This window comes from Pedococcus sp. NPDC057267 (assembly GCF_042668795.1).
Classification (GTDB): Bacteria; Actinomycetota; Actinomycetes; order Actinomycetales; family Dermatophilaceae; genus Pedococcus.
Genome location: NZ_JBHUYG010000014.1, coordinates 41107 through 56106, shown reverse-complemented (window position 1 = coordinate 56106; position 15000 = coordinate 41107). Strand labels below are relative to the sequence as shown.

The window sequence follows — 15000 nt, the reverse complement described above, 5'->3', positions numbered from 1 at the left end:
GGCGGCCACCGTGCTCCTCCTGCTGGCCGGGGCAACCTTGGTCCAGAAGGGCCTCGCAGCGCCAGGTCCGCCGCCCCAGCCCTCGAGCCAACAGGCGAGCAGTGCATCGACGACCACGCCCCCCACGACGGCACCGTCCGCGGGAACAGACGAGCCCAACGTCTCGCCGAGCTTCGGCCCGCTGATGGCAGCCAGCCCACCCACCGCACTGCAGATCCCCTCCATCGGCGTCGACACCCGCGGCATCGTCGACCTGCACCTCGACTCCACGGGCAAGCTCGAGGCCCCTGCCGACTTCCAACGTGCCGGTTGGTACGCCGACGGTCCCACCCCGGGCGAGCTGGGCATCGCAGTCATCGGCGCGCACGTGGACAGCAAGGCCGGCCCCGCCGTCTTCTACCGTCTCGGCGCCCTCCACCGTGGCGCCAAGGTCACCGTGACCCGCAAGGACGGCACCACCGCAACCTTCGTCGTCGACCAGGTCGCCCGGTACTCCAAGGCGAACTTCCCCACAGCCACCGTGTACGGCGACACCCACGGCCGAGCCGAGCTCCGCCTGATCACCTGCGGCGGCGCCTTCGACCAGGCCACCGGCCACTACGTCGACAACATCGTCGCCTTCGCCCACCTCATGTGACGACCTCCGTCACCACCGTTGATCGCATAGCCGAAACGTCGTCTAAGACGCACGGGCGGCAACCGAAACCACGAAACGTGTCGACCTCGGTCGCCCGCATCGGCGGCCACGCAGCGCGGCGCTGAGCCGCGTTTACAGCGGCAAGACCCTTGGAATGAAGGCCGGTCAGGTGCGGTCCACGCGGCGACGGTGTGGCCGTAACCCTGCGGGGTTGGGCGGACGGGCCGCAGCCGGGGTGATCGGGACCTCCTCTGTCATGGGGCCCTTTGCAGATGAGTGGTGAGTGGCCGCATTGCCCCCGGTGTGGAACGCGGTTGGTGAAGGGCACCGACCGCGTGCTGGCGCACTGGTCGTGCTCGAACTCGGGGTGCCGTTGGACGTTCACCCTGGAGGATTCCCGAATGTGCCTGAGGGCTGCTTGGAGCACGTGTGGGTGATGACCGAGATGGTCACCGCAACGGACGGCACCCGCGTGGTGTACGAATGCCCCCGGTGTCTGGCCAAGTCCTGCGAGGGGCCGGCGCTCTCAGGCGGCGAGGTCTGACAGCGACACTGGGGCGAAGGAGTCTGGCCCCGGGAGTCGTGCGGGGCCGACAGGTCCGCCGCTGGTGCACCGCGTTCTGATCGTCCGTCCGCCGACGGCACCTCGAGAACTGGCTGTGCTTCTTACGGGAAGTCGTGATCGAAGGAAGACCGTTGGCGATCGCAGGCGCCCGAGCGCACACCCGCTCAGAGCTCGGGCGTCTGCATCCTCGGGCCGGTCCAGCCTTGCGGCTAGCCCGGCTAATGGCGCCCAGCAGACCCGCGACGCCGATGGCGGAAGCTTGGAACACGATTGACGTCAGGACCCCGTGGCACAGTTGTGGCACACCATGCCGCCAAGCGACCCTGAGCGACGTAAGCGAATGACAAGCATCCACGCACAAATTCCGTGCGTTTACCCAGGCGCCGCACACCCTCATGCGACTCCTAAAGCGGGTTGTCGGCAGTTCGAATCTGCCCGAGGGCACACTGGCAACCAACCACGACCACTCACGGGTAACCAGCACACCGTGGCAGGGCCAGGCGCGGGCAGCCGACACCGAGATCACCCAGCCTCCCGTGGACGAATGACGCTTTCCAAGCGGATGTCAGGAGTGAGTCTTCGCGCCTGGGGGTGACCTCCATCGCCTGCAACGGGCCATCCGACAACTTCACGAGCGAAAGGGACAAGCCCGCCGGCGCCGCCATGTGGCACACCCGTGGCACACCCGGAGTGCGCGATTCGGTTGCAAGTCACAGTCCTCCGCGATGACGGTCTCAGAGCTTGGCGTGGCGCCGGAGACGAGGTTGATGCCACCAGCGAGTCTCAGCGTGATGAGCGAGTCGACGCCCGCGTAGACCGTCGGCGAACCGGACGCGGGGGTGCCCCGCGCCCTGGCGCACGAAATGTCGCGCGAGGAATGCAGATACGTCACCGGTCTGCACATTTCCTTCTGCCTGAAGATCGGAGAGTCGCTAGCCCAGCTTGATAGGTGCAGCCCGTGCTGAGGCGGTACGTGTGACATCGCTGATCAGCGTTGTGCCCCTGGACTCCATTGTCGACACCCGCGCTCGGCGCCGCTGCCAATCTGTCGACGAGGCCGCTCGCGAGCGGATTGGGGCGTGAGCATCCGCTCCTGCCGAGAGGCGGATGGGCGCGTAGGAAGGCCGTGCGAGGCTCGAGACCGAGGTCTCATCCTCGAAGGAGAGCATCCTGCATGCGCAAAGCCAGCCACCGGGTGAAGTCGCTCTCCTTCCAACCACACTGGGTGACCAGTGCGTCATAGTGTGAAGGATCGTTGAAGATCCACAGTGCATCGACCGCTGCTTCATGTCCAAGCCACTCGGGTGAAGGTGGCAGCCTCTGCAGCTGGTCGACCACCATGGTGGCGCCGGCGCGACGGTTGCGGCGTGTGCGCTCCCACAGTTCTGCCACCTCGGCATTGCCGTCGGCAGCTCGTCGTACCACCTCGAACAGCAGCGATGCGCGAGCCCCGATCAGGGTGCACACGTGCGCGTATGCCGTGAGAAGGTCGGCGTGCGTCTGGGCCTGCCACACGGGGCGAAACCATGGCCGGTCGGCCACCGGAACGGGCTCGTCATCCCCGGCAAGGGCCTGGTCGAGCACCTCGCGCAGCAGCGCGGGTTTCGACCCGAACGTTGCCGTCACAGTCGGCCGGGAGACGCCCGCGGCGGCGGCCACGTCAGCCAGCGAAGCGCCTCCGTAACCGCGTTCGGTGAACAGCGAGGCCGCTGCAGCGACGATGGCCCGTCGAGTGCGACGCGCCCCCTCCTCACGAACCGCAGACCGGTAGGGGCGTTTCATCTCAACGCTCTTGACGCTAGGCACTCCACCACCATACCCTCGCAATATTGACCATACTGGTGTTCTACCGAAGGTGATGCCATGGGCCAGGACGCGAACGCTCCGTACCTCCTGCGAGCCGACGAGGGTGAGGCCCTGTGGTTCCTGGGGAGCCTCGTCACGCTCAAGGCCACCGGCGGCCAGACAAGGGGTCAGATCACGGTGGCGGAGTTCGTCAATCCGGCCGGCTTTGCTCCGCCTCTGCACCGGCACCTCGCTGAGGACGAGCTGTTCTACGTGCTCTCGGGGGCGGCCGAGTTCCGCTGCGCCGGGCGGAGCCTCCACGCAGGGGCGGGGGATTTCGTCCTTCTGCCCGTCGGGCTGGCCCACACGTTCCTGGTAGGGCAGGAGGAGCCGCTGCGCGCCTTGCAGATCACGACCCCGTCCGGCTTCGAGGACTTCGCCGACGCCGTGGGGCAGCCGGCCTTGCGCCGTGAGCTGCCCCAACCGGGCGCGGTGGACCCCGGAGCGCTGGGTCACGCGGCGCAGCAGCACGCCATAGAACTGCTGGGCCCGCCGCCACTGCGCTGAAGCGTCATCGCTGCCCTCAGCGGGGAGGGCTCGGCTCGCCTCCCCTCAGATGGCCGCAGCCCTGTGAGCACATACCTCTGCCACCCGGGTGGCGCCTGCGAGCTCGCCCGCGCCCGGCACTGATCCGCGGATGCCGCCGCACTCGCACGCCGCAGAGCGATCAGACGTTCGACCTGGGCGTTGGCCCTTCGCCAACGCACGGAGTCGGGCACGGCGAGTCGCAGGCTTCTGCGGCGTCGAGAGTGCGTACCCGTCGGACGCTGAGCACATTTGGAGCGCATCCCCGAACGCTCCCGGCTTAGTAGCTTCAGCTCATGTCCGGCAATTCGGAGCGGCAGGCTGCCCGTGAGGTGGTCGCGGCCTGTCACGAGGCTCGGTTGGTCGCGCTGGTCGCGCGGGTGGGCGAAGCGATCGACCGCGTCCGCGCCGGAGAGTTGGATGCCTTTGAGGCCGACCAGGTGATCTTCCAGTACGGCCGAGCGGCCAAGGAGCTCTGGAAGTTCTGCAACCTCTCCGATGCGGAGTTCGTCTCACGGTGGATTGAGGAAGGCCGGGCCCCTGCGGACTGGTGGGAGCGAGGCGCGCACAGACGCCAATGATCTCCGGCGTCAGGTAGCAAGGATCCGTGACCGCATTCCCAGACGCCAGAAGCCTAAGCCCCCTCCGCCCTAGGGCAGCTCCAGGCCGCGTCTTACCGCCGCCAGCTGGGTGGCCATTCACCTACATGCCGCTGAGCGGAGACTGGCAGACGACAGCGGCTCATCCCCGTGACAGCAGGGGCTGGCGCGTCTTCGGCATCGGAGGTGCCCGGCTTCGTCCGCCTGCGATTCACGACCGGGTGCCCTGTCCTGACCGAGGCTGTGGATCGCGTGTCTGGCTCCCTGCGCCTGACGATCTGACTTCCGTCGCGGTTCACCCAACGTCAAGCCGGTGCGCTTGGCCCTCCGCCGAGCTGTTGCCGTGGACCCGGCGCATCTCGTCCGCCAGCGCCGGGTTGTGTTCGGCGATGTGCGCGGTGACGTTTTCGATGACGTCGGGCGTCTTGTTCTGGCTGAGCTTGGCTCGGGCCTCGAATCGGTCGACCTTCACCCGCAATCCGACTGTGCCATTCGCTGCCCGTCTGGTCCCTGCGTCGTCTTCGGACAGGGACCGGCCTTGCGGCATGTGCTGTTCGAAGTGGTCGGTCAGCATGGACAGGGCGTTGTAGTTCTCCTCCTCGCTAAGCACGTGTGGGGTGCCGTAGAGGTGGGCGGTGACGTGGTTCCACGTCGGGACGAGGTCGCCCGGGGCGTACCAGCTGGGTGACACGTAGTCGTGAGGTCCTTGGATGATGATGAGGACTTGGTGCTGGCCGAGCTCGTGCAGTTCGTCGTCGGGGCGCCCGAAGTGGCTGAGGATGGTGATGTCGTCGCCTTGGGTGGCGGTGTCGTCGAGGATGGCGGGGTAGTGGGAGGCCACGAGTCCACCGGCGGCCGGCGAGACGAAGGTGGCCCAGGGGTTGGCGCGGATGACGCGCTTGACCTCTTGCGGGTCGGTCATCAGGTACCGGGGCGTGTGACGCATCAGGCGGTGGCCTTGCCCAGGCGGGCGCGCACGGCGAACCGTGCGCAGGCGATGACGACGAGGCCGCCGAGGATGGTTGGCCAGGTCAGGTGCTCGCGAAGGATGAGCGCGGCCCACAGGATGCTCAGGACGGGTTGGACGAGTTGGACCTGGCTGACCTGTGCCATGGGGCCGATGGCCAGGCCGCGGTACCAGGCGAAGAACCCCAGGTACATGGACACGACGCACAGGTAGGCGAAGGCGAGCCACTGGACCGGCGTCCCCGTCGGGGTCTGGTTCACCACGGACACGACGGTCAGCACGACCATGAGAGGCGCGGCGAGGACCAGGGCCCAGGAGACGGTCTGCCAGGCGCCCAGCTCGCGGGCGAGTAGGCCACCCTCGGCGTACCCGATGGCGGCGGCCATGACGGCGCCGAACAGCAGGAAGTCGGACCAGTGTAGTGACCCGAGACCGCCGTTCTGTAGGGCGGCGAACGTGATGACGGCGGCCCCGCCGAGGGCTGCAAAGACCCAGAATGTGGTGTGGACGCGCTCCCTGCCGCGCAGGACGGCCATGACTGCGGTGGCTGCCGGCAGCAGGCCGATGACCACAGCGCCGTGGCTGGCGGGGGCGGTGGTCAGCGCGTACGAGGTCAGGAGGGGGAAGCCGACGACGACTCCGCCGGCGACAACGGCCAGACGCGCCCACTGCACGTTGGTGGGGCGGGTTTGGCGGGTGACCAGCAGGGCGACCACCGCGAGGGCGGCGGCTACGACGGCGCGGCCGGAGCCGATGAACAGGGCCGACAATCCGTCGTGGGCAGCGACGCGGGTGAAGGGGACGGTAAAGGAGAAGGCTGTGATGCCGACCAGTCCCCAACCCAAGCCCGACCCGGTGTGGTGGACGTTCGGTAGCACCAGCTTCTCTGGCGCAGTAACGCTACTCTGCTGTGTCATGAACAACGATAGCGCAAGTCGGATCGTTGATGCACTCCGCTCTTGGGTGGCGTCGGCGCCGCCTGGCTCGCAGCTGCCTTCGAACCGTGCGCTGATGGCCGAGTATGGTGCGAGTCCAGTGACGGTGCAGAAGGCGATGCGTCAGCTGACGGCGCTGGGGTTGGTGGAGAGCCGGCCCGGGGTGGGCACGTTCGTGCGCTCGGCCCGAACCAGCAGCCCGGCCGACTTCGGCTGGCAGACAGGGGCCTTGGGTTCACCGCGGGCGCGAACGAGCGGGTTGTCGTCGACGCAGCGAGGTTCGGTCCCCGATGCCATCCAGCTGCACTCCGGATACCCCTCCCGAGACTTGCTCCCCGAGCGCCTCGTGCGGGCTGCCCTGATTCGAGCTGCGCGCACGGAGGCGGCGCTGACCCGCTCGCCAGCTGCCGGACTCCCGGAGTTGCAGGCGTGGTTTGCCAGCCAGGTCGCGACCCGGACCCCAGCCGGGATCACGCCACCAGCCGCGCGCGACGCGCTCATCATCGCTGGGAGCCAGAGCGGTCTGAGCTCCATCTTCCGAGCACTCGTCGGTGCTGGGCAGCCACTGCTCATCGAGTCGCCGACGTACTGGGGCGCCATCCTGGCTGCCGAGCAGACCGGCGTCGTCCTGGTGCCGGTTCCGTCCGGCCCGACCGGCCCAGATCCAGACGATGTAGACCGAGCCTTCGCGGCCACCGGCGCCCGCGCCTTCTACGCCCAGCCGACATTCGCCAACCCGACCGGTTCGCAGTGGGCCATGGAGACTGGCGAGGCGGTGCTCGACATCGTGCGACGGCGCGGCGCCTTCCTCATCGAGGACGACTGGGCCCATGACCTCGGCATCGACGCCGAACCCAGCCCGCTCATCGGGCACGACAATGACGGACATGTCATCTACCTGCGCTCCCTGACCAAGTCGGTGTCGCCCGCACTGCGCGTTGCGGCGGTCATCGCCCGCGGCCCGGCCCGGGACCGCATCCTCGCCGACCGGGCAGCCGAGACCATGTACGTCAGCGGGCTGCTCCAAGCCGCCGCACTCGATGTAGTCACCCAACCCGGATGGCCGGGCCACTTGCGCAGCATGCATAAACAGCTGAAGTCGCGGCGCGACCAGATGCTCAGCGCTCTACGGCACAGCGCGCCCGAGTTACATGTCGAGCAGGTGCCGCTAGGTGGCCTGAACATCTGGGCCAGGTTGCCTGACGGCATCGACGTCCACCAGTTCGTCCGCGACTGCGAAGCAGGAGGCGTGGTCATCGGACCCGGCACCGAGTGGTTCCCCGCCGAACCCCCGGGGCCCTTCATCCGTCTGAACTTCTCCGCCGAGAACCCGGCGCGCTTCCCGGAGGCGGCCCACATCCTCGGCCAGGTGGTCGGGGTCGCAGGCTAGCGACCAGCGTCTCCTCATGCCGCGATCCGCGCGGCCCGCAGGTGCGTCAATCCGCCGCCTGCCGGCGTGGTCGTGACAGCGCGCTCATGGCTCCCCTCTGTGTCAAGACGCGACTGGCAGGGCGGTCCTAGGCTGGGTGTTGACGGGTCCGGGAAGTGGCTTGTCCGAAGTGCCGGTGTGGGGTTGTGAGCCGGTCGCGCTGGAGTCAGAGTCGTTGCCCCGTTGCCCTCCCGGGCTCGTCGCCATTGTGTGGGCTGCGTCGTTGAGCATGGTGCGGAAGACGATGTCGGACAGTCGTCGTTTGAGGCAGCGCATGGCTTCGTTGGAGGTCTTGCCGCGGGCTTTGGTGCGGTCGAAGTAGGCGCGGCCTTCGGTGGGGTTGCGCAGCTGGACGGTGGCCATGATGTGCAGGACGCGGTTGATCTGGCGGTTGCCGCCGCGGGACAGGCGGTGGCGCACGTGGTCGCCGGAGGAGGCGTCGATGGGTGCGGTGCCGGTCCAGGAGGCGAAGTGGTTGTTGTCGGGGAAGCGGGTGATGTCGCCGACCTCGACGAGCAGCCGGGCGGCGCCGGAGGGGCCGATGCCGTGCAGGCGGGTCAGGGTGGTGCCGGTCGTGGTGAGCAGGTCGGCGAGTTCCTTGTTCGCGGCCTTCTTGCGGGCGTATATCCGTTCCAGATCGCTGATGAGTTCGGCGGCCACACGCCTGCGGGCCTTGCCGGCGACGTCGCGGGGCCGGACGGTCGCGAGCAACTTCTTCGCCTGGGCGGCGGACAGGTCCCGTTTGGCCCCGCCGGGAATCAGTTCGAGCAGCAGCTGGTGCAGCTGGGAGATCATCCGGGTGTGGTCCTCGCCGAGGGCGCGGCGCCGGTCGACCAACACCCGCAACACGGCCAGCTGCTCATCGTTGACCACCGGGCGCAGGCCGCTCATCCGGGTGCCGACCAGGGCGATGGAGTGGGCGTCGGTGGCGTCGGTCTTACGGCCTTGGCCCGTGGCGAAGGCGCGCACTCGCGCGGACAGTTTCGGTGGCACGTCGATGGCCTGTTCACCGTCGGCCAGCAGGCGCAGCGCGATGTGCCGGCCGATGCCGTTGCATCCCTCGATCGCCCAGACCCGCACGGGCCACTGCCGGGCCATGGTGACCATGTCCCGGTAGCCGGCGAGGTCGGTGCCGAAGCGACCCGAACCGACGATGCTCTCGTCGTCCTGCATCACCTCGATCGTCACTGACCGCTTGTGCGGGTCCATCCCAATGACCACCCGCGCTAGTTCCTGATTCACCACGTTCTCCTCGCTCGTACCTGTGTGGTTGTCGAGCTGGGAGGGCAACGCTGCTTTGAGCCGGGCACACCCCTCTTGAGCCTCTCCCGCTCTGGGGATCGACGTCCGGGACTGCGCAGGCCAAATGAGAGCCACACCAAGGTGAGCAGCCGATGTGAGAGCGACAGCCCGAACGCCTCGACCGAGCCTCGCCAGGCACCGGCCGTGCGTCAATGAAACAAGCAGCCGATGTGAGGACAAGGGCAGCCAGTCCAGCGCGAGTCCACTCCCCGAAGACACCGGCCCCGACGGCAACGTCGCGTGGCATCATCCCGCTGTGAGTACAAACACCATCCTCGCCTTCGCAGCATTGGCGGCCGTCCTGGTGGTGATCCCGGGTCCGGCCGTGGTTCTCGTTCTCAAGAGCGCCACCCTTCGAGGGCGTGGCACGGCTGTCGTCACCGGCGCGGGCGTGCTCGCAGCTGACCTGATCTGGGCCACGGCCTCCGTGCTCGGTCTGACGGCACTGCTCGTCTCGTCGCAGCTGGCGTTCGACGTGGTGCGCGTCGCCGGTGCTGCCTACCTGATCTTTCTCGGCATCAAGCTGCTCCGCACCCGGGACTTCAACCCAGGCCAGGGCCACGCAGATGCCCAGGGCGTAGTCGCGGTGAGTCGTCGCCGCGCCTTCAGCGAGGGCTTCATCAGCGACCTGTCCAACCCGAAGACGGTCGTCGTCTACGCGAGCGTCATTCCCCAGTTCCTCAGCGCTTCCAGCTCACCGAGGGACGCGTTCGTCCTGGGCGTCGTGTTCGCCGTTCTGGGGTTCGCATCGCTAGTCGGATACGCCCTGGTGTTCAGCGCCGCGGGCACGTTCCTGCGCAACGGCCGCCGCATGAAGAGACTGCTGCGCGCGAGCGGAGGCGTCCTCGTGCTCTTCGGAGCCGGACTTCTCATCGAGCGCCCCTCACACTGACCCACCCAGCCGGACGGCTCGCCCTTCAGGCAGTTTTAGGGGCACTACCCGCTCATGGCACCCCTTTAGGTCAAGACGCCGCGGGCACGAGGGTTCTAGGCTTGTTGGTGGCGGGTCCGGGAAGTGGCTTGTCCGAAGTGCCGGTGTTGGGCTGTGAGCCGGTCGCGGTGGAGTCAGAGTCGTTGCCCAGTTGCCCTCCCGGGCCCGTCGCCGCGCCGTGGTCGCGCCGGTTCTGGTCGGCCAGCATGCGGGCGTACACGACGTTGGACAGACGGCGTTTGAGGGCGCGCATGGCCATCATCGAGGGTGTGCCGCCGGCCTTTCGGGCGTCGTAGAACTCCCGTCCTGGGGTGGGGTGGCGCAGCTGGACGACGGCCATGATGTGCAGCGTCCGGTTGATCCGCCGGTTCCCGGCCCGGGACAGCCGGTGTCGCTGTTGGGCGCCGGAGGAGGCGTCCAGGGGTGCGGTGCCGTTCCACGAGGCGAAGCGATCCTTGTCGCGGAAGCGGTGGACGTCCCCGACGTCGGCGAGCAACCTGGCCGCGCCGGTGGGACCGATCCCGGGCAGCTCCATCAGGGTCGACCCGTGTTCGGTGACCAGTGCGGCCAGGTCCTTCTCGGCCGTCTTGATCTTGCGGTCGATGGCCTCGAGCTCGGTGACCAGCTCGACCGCGAGCCGGCGCCTGGTCTTGCTGACCAGGTCCCGTGGCTTGGTGGTCGCGATCAACGCCTTCGCCTGTGGCGCGGACAGGAATTGCTTGGCACCACCGGGAAACAGCTCCAACAGCAACCGGTGCAGGCGGTTGATCGTCTGGGTGCGCGCTCGACCGAGCTCGTCGCGTCGGTCGACCAGCAGGCCCATCACCACCAGGTCGTCGTCGACCTCCACCCGTCGCAGGCCGGGGTTGGCCGGTGCGTACAGCGCAGCCAGCGCGACCGAGCGGGCGTCGACCGGGTCGGTCTTGCGGCCGTTGCCGGTGGCGAACACCCGGACCTGCGCGGACAGCTTCGGCGGCACGTCGACGACGACCTCACCGTCGTGGACCAGCCGGTGCGCGATGTGTTTGCCGATGCCGTTGCAGCCCTCGACCGCCCACACCCGCTCGGGGTGCCGGCGACCGGCGGCCAGCAGCTCGGAGTACCCGGCCTTGTCCGTGCCGTACCGTCCGACCGCCAACGGTCGCCCGCTCTGGTCGATCACCTCGATCGTGGCCGAGCGCTTGTGCGGGTCCATCCCGATGATGACGCTCATGCTCTCCTCCTTCACTGGCCGTGAATGTGAAGCGGGGAGGGCATTGCTACTTCGAGCCGAACAAACCCCTTTCGAGCCTCTCCTCGCGCGGTGCCCGACGAGGACGCATGCCATGAGAGAGCCACACCAATGACACCGGTGGGCAGCCGCATTGTGAGAGCGCCTCGCCGAGCACCTGGACCGAGTCTGGCCAGACACCGATCCTGCGACCAGTCTCTAAGTAGCCGCTGGGCGCTCGTCCACGTCGAGCCAGTGGGACCCTTTACGTGTGACGCGTTCGAGATTGGACGAGCTGCTCGGTCAACACGAGTTCCTTGTCGCTTGCGACTACGGGATGGGCGGCCTATGGGGCGTGGTGATCGCCCCGTCCGCGGGTGACATTTTGGCGAAGTACCCCGAGCTCGTGGTCGCTGATTCGTTGCCGTCTTGGATGAGCGAAGAGGACTTGCAGCGGAAGGTTGCGGAGCCCCTGTTGCTCGACGACGAGCCGCCGCAAGGACTGTTGAGCGTCGTCATCGACGATCGAGGTCGTCCCTAATGCGTCCGCATCTGCCCCGAGCCGCTCGCTGTCTGTCTGCGAACGCGGTCGTCAGTCGCTTAACCGTCCGTACAGCGCGTCGCGTTGCAGCGTCATGTAGCGAAGGATCGAGTCGGCGCACAAGGCCCGGCCGATGAGTTCCCCAAAGCCCTAGGGTCCATAGGGCATGGGAGGAAATGCAGCCATGACTAGACCGTTCCGCTTCGGCGTGGTCGCACCGGTGCTCACCGACATCGCCACGTGGCGCGAGCGAGTACGCCGCATCGCCGGCCTCGGATACTCAACCTTGCTAATGCCCGACGTCCCGCACTGGCAGCCTTCTCCCGCACCCACCCTCGCGATGGCGGCCGCCGATACCGACCTGCGCGTCGGCACCTGGGTCTACGCTTCCCCGCTGCGCGCACCCTGGCAGACGGCGTGGGAGGCCCACTCGCTGACCACACTCACCGACGGCCGATTCGAACTGGGCATCGGCACGGGCCGCCCCGGGATCGAGGACGAACTCGGGTCCGTCGGGATGCCCGTCCCGTCGCCAGGCCAGCGGCTGGAGCAGATCCGAGAGACCGTGACGCGGTTGCGTGAGCTGGACGGTCCCGATATTCACACCCCCGTGATCATGGCGGTGCGTGGACCCAAAGCTCAGGCGCTGGCCCTCGAGGTCGCCGACACCGTCACGGTCGTTGCGATCCCGGGCGACACACGGTCGGACGCTGCCGCGATCGCACGCAGACTCCGAGCCGGACGCGACCTCGAACTGGCGCTGCATGTCTCCGTCATCGGCGACGCGGTCGCGCCCTTCATGGCCTCTGCCCGCGACACCGACCCTGCCGCCATGCGCGAGTCCGACTCCTTAGCCTTTCTGCCGGATGACCCGGGCGCCGCGACCGAGGTGATCCAGCGGAGGCGGGAGGAACTCGGTGTCAGCTACTTCGTGGTCGGCGCCGACTTCGCCGAGACGATGGGGCCGGTCGTGGCCAGACTCGCAGGACATTGACCGAGAGTTGCTCCGGCAGATTCCCGCCAGGAGACGACCCCCTCCGGGGCCACACTAAAGCCGCCCTGTGAGCCGCCCGCACATGCCGCTGACGGTGACCCCTTCACAACGCGTGCCGGTAGCGCCGCCCCTCAGGAGATTCGTCGACGACACCGGCGACAGCTGAGCATCGGTCGCACCGCAAGTCTGGGTGGAGGTCCTTCCACCCAAGCTCTCCAGGCAGGCGGGTGAGGCCTTCCCACTCGTATCCGCAAAGGGCGTTCTCGCTGTCAGCCACCTGCAAGTGGCAGGTGGCGGTGGGCTCGTCCGATGAGTCATCGAGGGAACGGCCAGCTCCGAGGAGCCGCGCCACCCAGTTCGTCGACCGACCCAAACGTTCGGTCGACACGTGGGCGCTCGGCTGTGCGTCGCTCACGGAAGGAGTATCACGCACAGGGAGCCCGCGACGTCCGGATTTGCCTCCGGTCGTGCCTATGACGGCACACCTGCGGGGCCGTCTTAGCGTGGTCGATCGCTGGGCCGAGCGGCCGGTGACGAGGTTGACCAAGGGGACTGCCGCCGGCCGCGGCATCGCCGACCTGCGGTACCGACGGACAGCCTTAGCGACCGGGCGCGGCGCGGATCGGTTAGGTCACCCGCCCCCGGCGATGTTGACCAGCCACGAGGTCCCGAACCGGTCGACGCACATCCCGAACGCGTCGCCCCACGGCTGGGTGGCCAGCTCGACCGTCACGGTCCCTCCGTCCGACAGCGCCTGCCAGTAGCCGCGCATTTCCTCGGTGTCGTCCCCGCCGAGGCTGACCGCGAGGTTGTTCCCGGGCCGCAACGTCTCTCCCGGCAGCATGTCGGCGGCCATCAGCGTGAGGCCAGACGGTGTTTCCAGCTGGCCGTGCATGACCTGGTCGCCAATGCCGTGGTCGTCGGTGCCGAAGTCGCCGAAGTGGTTGATCGTGAGATCGCCGCCGAACACGTCCTGGTAGAACGCCAGGGCGGCCGAGGCATCACCCGCGAAGCTCAGGTAGGGGTTCAGTCGAGTGGTCATGGACCGACGATAGAGGGCTCATCCCAATCGAGGGTGTAGGTGGGGTCTGAAGCCGCCGGTCTGGACGGCACAAGCCGTCCGGTTCGACGACCTGGCACGCGAGGACTGCACGAACCGCCCGATCATGCCGTGCTGCGGTACCGCCAATCCACGGACGGATCGCTACCTGGCGGTGGACCAGGCGAACCGCTTCTGGACGCAACAGCCTTCGCGCACCCAGCTGGAGTTGTCATCTGTCACGTAGCCGCGCTCCACCGCCTCCGGGTCGTCGGCAGCGAGCGGGACGCTGATGTGATGCTGGCAGAGCGAGCAGTGATCGTGGTCCCAGCCGGCGGAGCATGATGCTGGGTGCCGAACGTAGCGCCGAGCGCCGGACGTGCCCGCAGCTCGGCTCGGCGCTCAGCCGCAGCTCCGATCGCCCGAGGGCACGTCCACCATCTCGTTTCCGTTGGCACGGTCCCCTGGAGCACGTGTGGGTGATGACCGAGATGGTCACCGCAACGGACGGCACCCGCGTGGTGTACGAATGCCCCCGGTGTCTGGCCAAGTCCTGCGAGGGGCCGGCGCTGTCAGGCGGCGAGGTCTGACAGCGACACTGGGGCGAAGGAGTCTGGCCCCGGGAGCCGTGCGGTGCCGACAGGTCCGCCACTGGTGCACGGCGTTCTGATCGTCCGTCCGCCAGACGGCACTACGAGAACCGGCTGTCTTTCTACGGGAAGTCGTGATCGAAGGAAGACCGTTGGCCTACCGTTGGCGATCGCAGGCGCCCGAGCGCACCCCCGCTCAGAGCTCGGGCGTCTGCACCCTCGGGGCGGCCTCGCAGCGTCGATTGTGGACCGTGAGGGGCCCGCGCGCCGGTCAGCGACTCGCAGCGACTCGGTGCGGCAGCCCGCCCGGCTCACTGACAACCCTAGCGAGCCATCACAGGTGTCAGCCGCCCTTCGTTCGCCGGCGGGACAGTTTACGAGCCCTTCTTCGCCTCCTGCAGATATCGAGTCCCGCGCAGAAGGTTGTTTCCGCAACGGCGGGGTGGAGACCTTCGCCCGATGTCGTGTTAGACCGTTTGGTCTTTTTTGGGCGTTAAGCCGGATTTGTCATGAGGCGCCACTGTCAGACTTGGACGTACCCCAGCTACCAGCAGCAGAAGCCCGAGATGCCCGACGCCCCTAACCCGCCGCTCAACGACCCGGACCTCGAGCACGAAATCTCTCTGCTGAGCGAGGCGATCGTGGCCGCCGCCGGGTGTGCCGGGCACCTCAGCGATGACGAGATCGACGCAGCACTCGGAGTGGCCCGGCGCGATAGGGAAAGCCGTGACGACGGCCATAGCCAGCAGCCGTGAACGCCACTCGTGGTGCGCCGCTCCAAGCCCTGGCACTCACCGTGAAGGGCGCCGCAGACCGGCCGGCAGCGGTAGGGCAACGGTCTTGCCACGATGACAACTTCCCGCAAGAAGGAACGTCAGTTCTCGGATGCAC

General features: G+C 67.9%; 14 protein-coding genes. 8 read left to right on the top strand and 6 right to left on the bottom strand.

All coding sequences use genetic code 11. The annotated features are described in order from the left end of the window. The coding region (locus ACFUC1_RS05420; protein ID WP_379117402.1) for a class F sortase at positions 1–637 on the top strand (637 nt) is incomplete at its 5' end. 1714 nt (positions 638–2351) lie between these two features. Here ACFUC1_RS05420 and ACFUC1_RS05415 read toward each other — a convergent pair. Continuing rightward, complete coding sequence (locus ACFUC1_RS05415) at positions 2352–2984, bottom strand: TetR/AcrR family transcriptional regulator (protein WP_379117400.1); 633 nt, start codon at positions 2982–2984, stop codon at positions 2352–2354. 81 nt (positions 2985–3065) lie between these two features. Between ACFUC1_RS05415 and ACFUC1_RS05410 the strand changes: the two genes are divergently transcribed. After that, on the top strand, positions 3066–3554 hold the full coding sequence (locus ACFUC1_RS05410; RefSeq protein ID WP_379117398.1) for a cupin domain-containing protein: 489 nt from the start codon (positions 3066–3068) through the stop codon (positions 3552–3554). A gap of 314 nt (positions 3555–3868) precedes the next feature. Next, positions 3869–4153, top strand: a complete 285-nt coding sequence (locus ACFUC1_RS05405) for a hypothetical protein (RefSeq protein ID WP_379117397.1) — start codon at positions 3869–3871, stop codon at positions 4151–4153. Positions 4154–4466: 313 nt separating this feature from the next. On the opposite strand, the gene ACFUC1_RS05400 is transcribed toward ACFUC1_RS05405, so the two are convergent. Next, positions 4467–5117 carry an FMN-binding negative transcriptional regulator gene (locus ACFUC1_RS05400; RefSeq protein WP_379117395.1) on the bottom strand — a complete coding sequence of 217 codons (651 nt, stop codon included), beginning with the start codon at positions 5115–5117 and terminating at the stop codon, positions 4467–4469. Continuing rightward, positions 5117–6055: a DMT family transporter gene (locus tag ACFUC1_RS05395; RefSeq protein ID WP_379117393.1), complete on the bottom strand. Its 939-nt coding sequence runs from the start codon at positions 6053–6055 to the stop codon at positions 5117–5119. The genes ACFUC1_RS05400 and ACFUC1_RS05395 overlap by 1 nt, the downstream gene beginning before the upstream one ends. On the opposite strand from ACFUC1_RS05395, the gene ACFUC1_RS05390 reads away from it, so the two are divergent. Beyond that, positions 6054–7463 carry a PLP-dependent aminotransferase family protein gene (locus tag ACFUC1_RS05390; RefSeq protein WP_379117391.1) on the top strand — a complete coding sequence of 470 codons (1410 nt, stop codon included), beginning with the start codon at positions 6054–6056 and terminating at the stop codon, positions 7461–7463. The two genes, ACFUC1_RS05395 and ACFUC1_RS05390, sit on opposite strands and share 2 nt — an antisense overlap. 102 nt (positions 7464–7565) lie before the next feature. Here ACFUC1_RS05390 and ACFUC1_RS05385 read toward each other — a convergent pair whose 3' ends face one another. Further along, the gene (locus tag ACFUC1_RS05385) at positions 7566–8744 is read right to left on the bottom strand and encodes an IS110 family transposase (RefSeq protein ID WP_379117389.1); all 1179 of its coding nucleotides are present in this window, start codon (positions 8742–8744) and stop codon (positions 7566–7568) included. Positions 8745–9060: 316 nt separating this feature from the next. Here ACFUC1_RS05385 and ACFUC1_RS05380 point away from each other — a divergent pair, with 316 nt between their 5' ends. Continuing rightward, positions 9061–9696 carry a LysE family translocator gene (locus tag ACFUC1_RS05380; protein ID WP_379117387.1) on the top strand — a complete coding sequence of 212 codons (636 nt, stop codon included), beginning with the start codon at positions 9061–9063 and terminating at the stop codon, positions 9694–9696. A gap of 70 nt (positions 9697–9766) precedes the next feature. On the opposite strand, the gene ACFUC1_RS05375 is transcribed toward ACFUC1_RS05380, so the two are convergent. Beyond that, positions 9767–10948, bottom strand: a complete 1182-nt coding sequence (locus tag ACFUC1_RS05375; protein WP_379117385.1) for an IS110 family transposase — start codon at positions 10946–10948, stop codon at positions 9767–9769. A gap of 283 nt (positions 10949–11231) precedes the next feature. Between ACFUC1_RS05375 and ACFUC1_RS05370 the strand changes: the two genes are divergently transcribed. Both ACFUC1_RS05370 and ACFUC1_RS05365 read left to right on the top strand, forming a co-directional pair. Next, positions 11232–11486, top strand: coding sequence for a hypothetical protein (locus ACFUC1_RS05370; RefSeq protein WP_379117383.1), 255 nt, complete (start codon positions 11232–11234; stop codon positions 11484–11486). Positions 11487–11670: 184 nt separating this feature from the next. Continuing rightward, positions 11671–12480 carry an LLM class flavin-dependent oxidoreductase gene (locus ACFUC1_RS05365; protein WP_379117381.1) on the top strand — a complete coding sequence of 270 codons (810 nt, stop codon included), beginning with the start codon at positions 11671–11673 and terminating at the stop codon, positions 12478–12480. 631 nt (positions 12481–13111) lie between these two features. Here the strand turns inward: ACFUC1_RS05365 and ACFUC1_RS05360 are convergent. Further along, positions 13112–13522 (bottom strand): VOC family protein, encoded by a 411-nt coding sequence (locus tag ACFUC1_RS05360; RefSeq protein ID WP_379117379.1) that lies wholly within the window; start codon positions 13520–13522, stop codon positions 13112–13114. 1153 nt (positions 13523–14675) lie between these two features. Here ACFUC1_RS05360 and ACFUC1_RS05355 point away from each other — a divergent pair. Next, positions 14676–14864, top strand: a complete 189-nt coding sequence (locus ACFUC1_RS05355; RefSeq protein ID WP_379117377.1) for a hypothetical protein — start codon at positions 14676–14678, stop codon at positions 14862–14864. The last annotated feature ends 136 nt before the right edge of the window (positions 14865–15000 follow it).

Excerpts from the sequence above, each read along its gene's own strand:
- ACFUC1_RS05415 (WP_379117400.1), bottom strand. The coding sequence starts at position 2,984 with ATGAAACGCCCCTACCGGTCTGCGGTTCGTGAGGAGGGGGCGCGTCGC.
- ACFUC1_RS05410 (WP_379117398.1), top strand. The coding sequence starts at position 3,066 with ATGGGCCAGGACGCGAACGCTCCGTACCTCCTGCGAGCCGACGAGGGT.
- ACFUC1_RS05405 (WP_379117397.1), top strand. The coding sequence starts at position 3,869 with ATGTCCGGCAATTCGGAGCGGCAGGCTGCCCGTGAGGTGGTCGCGGCC.
- ACFUC1_RS05400 (WP_379117395.1), bottom strand. The coding sequence starts at position 5,117 with ATGCGTCACACGCCCCGGTACCTGATGACCGACCCGCAAGAGGTCAAG.
- ACFUC1_RS05390 (WP_379117391.1), top strand. The coding sequence starts at position 6,054 with ATGAACAACGATAGCGCAAGTCGGATCGTTGATGCACTCCGCTCTTGG.
- ACFUC1_RS05395 (WP_379117393.1), bottom strand. The coding sequence starts at position 6,055 with ATGACACAGCAGAGTAGCGTTACTGCGCCAGAGAAGCTGGTGCTACCG.
- ACFUC1_RS05375 (WP_379117385.1), bottom strand. The coding sequence starts at position 10,948 with ATGAGCGTCATCATCGGGATGGACCCGCACAAGCGCTCGGCCACGATC.
- ACFUC1_RS05365 (WP_379117381.1), top strand. The coding sequence starts at position 11,671 with ATGACTAGACCGTTCCGCTTCGGCGTGGTCGCACCGGTGCTCACCGAC.
- ACFUC1_RS05360 (WP_379117379.1), bottom strand. The coding sequence starts at position 13,522 with ATGACCACTCGACTGAACCCCTACCTGAGCTTCGCGGGTGATGCCTCG.
- ACFUC1_RS05355 (WP_379117377.1), top strand. The coding sequence starts at position 14,676 with ATGCCCGACGCCCCTAACCCGCCGCTCAACGACCCGGACCTCGAGCAC.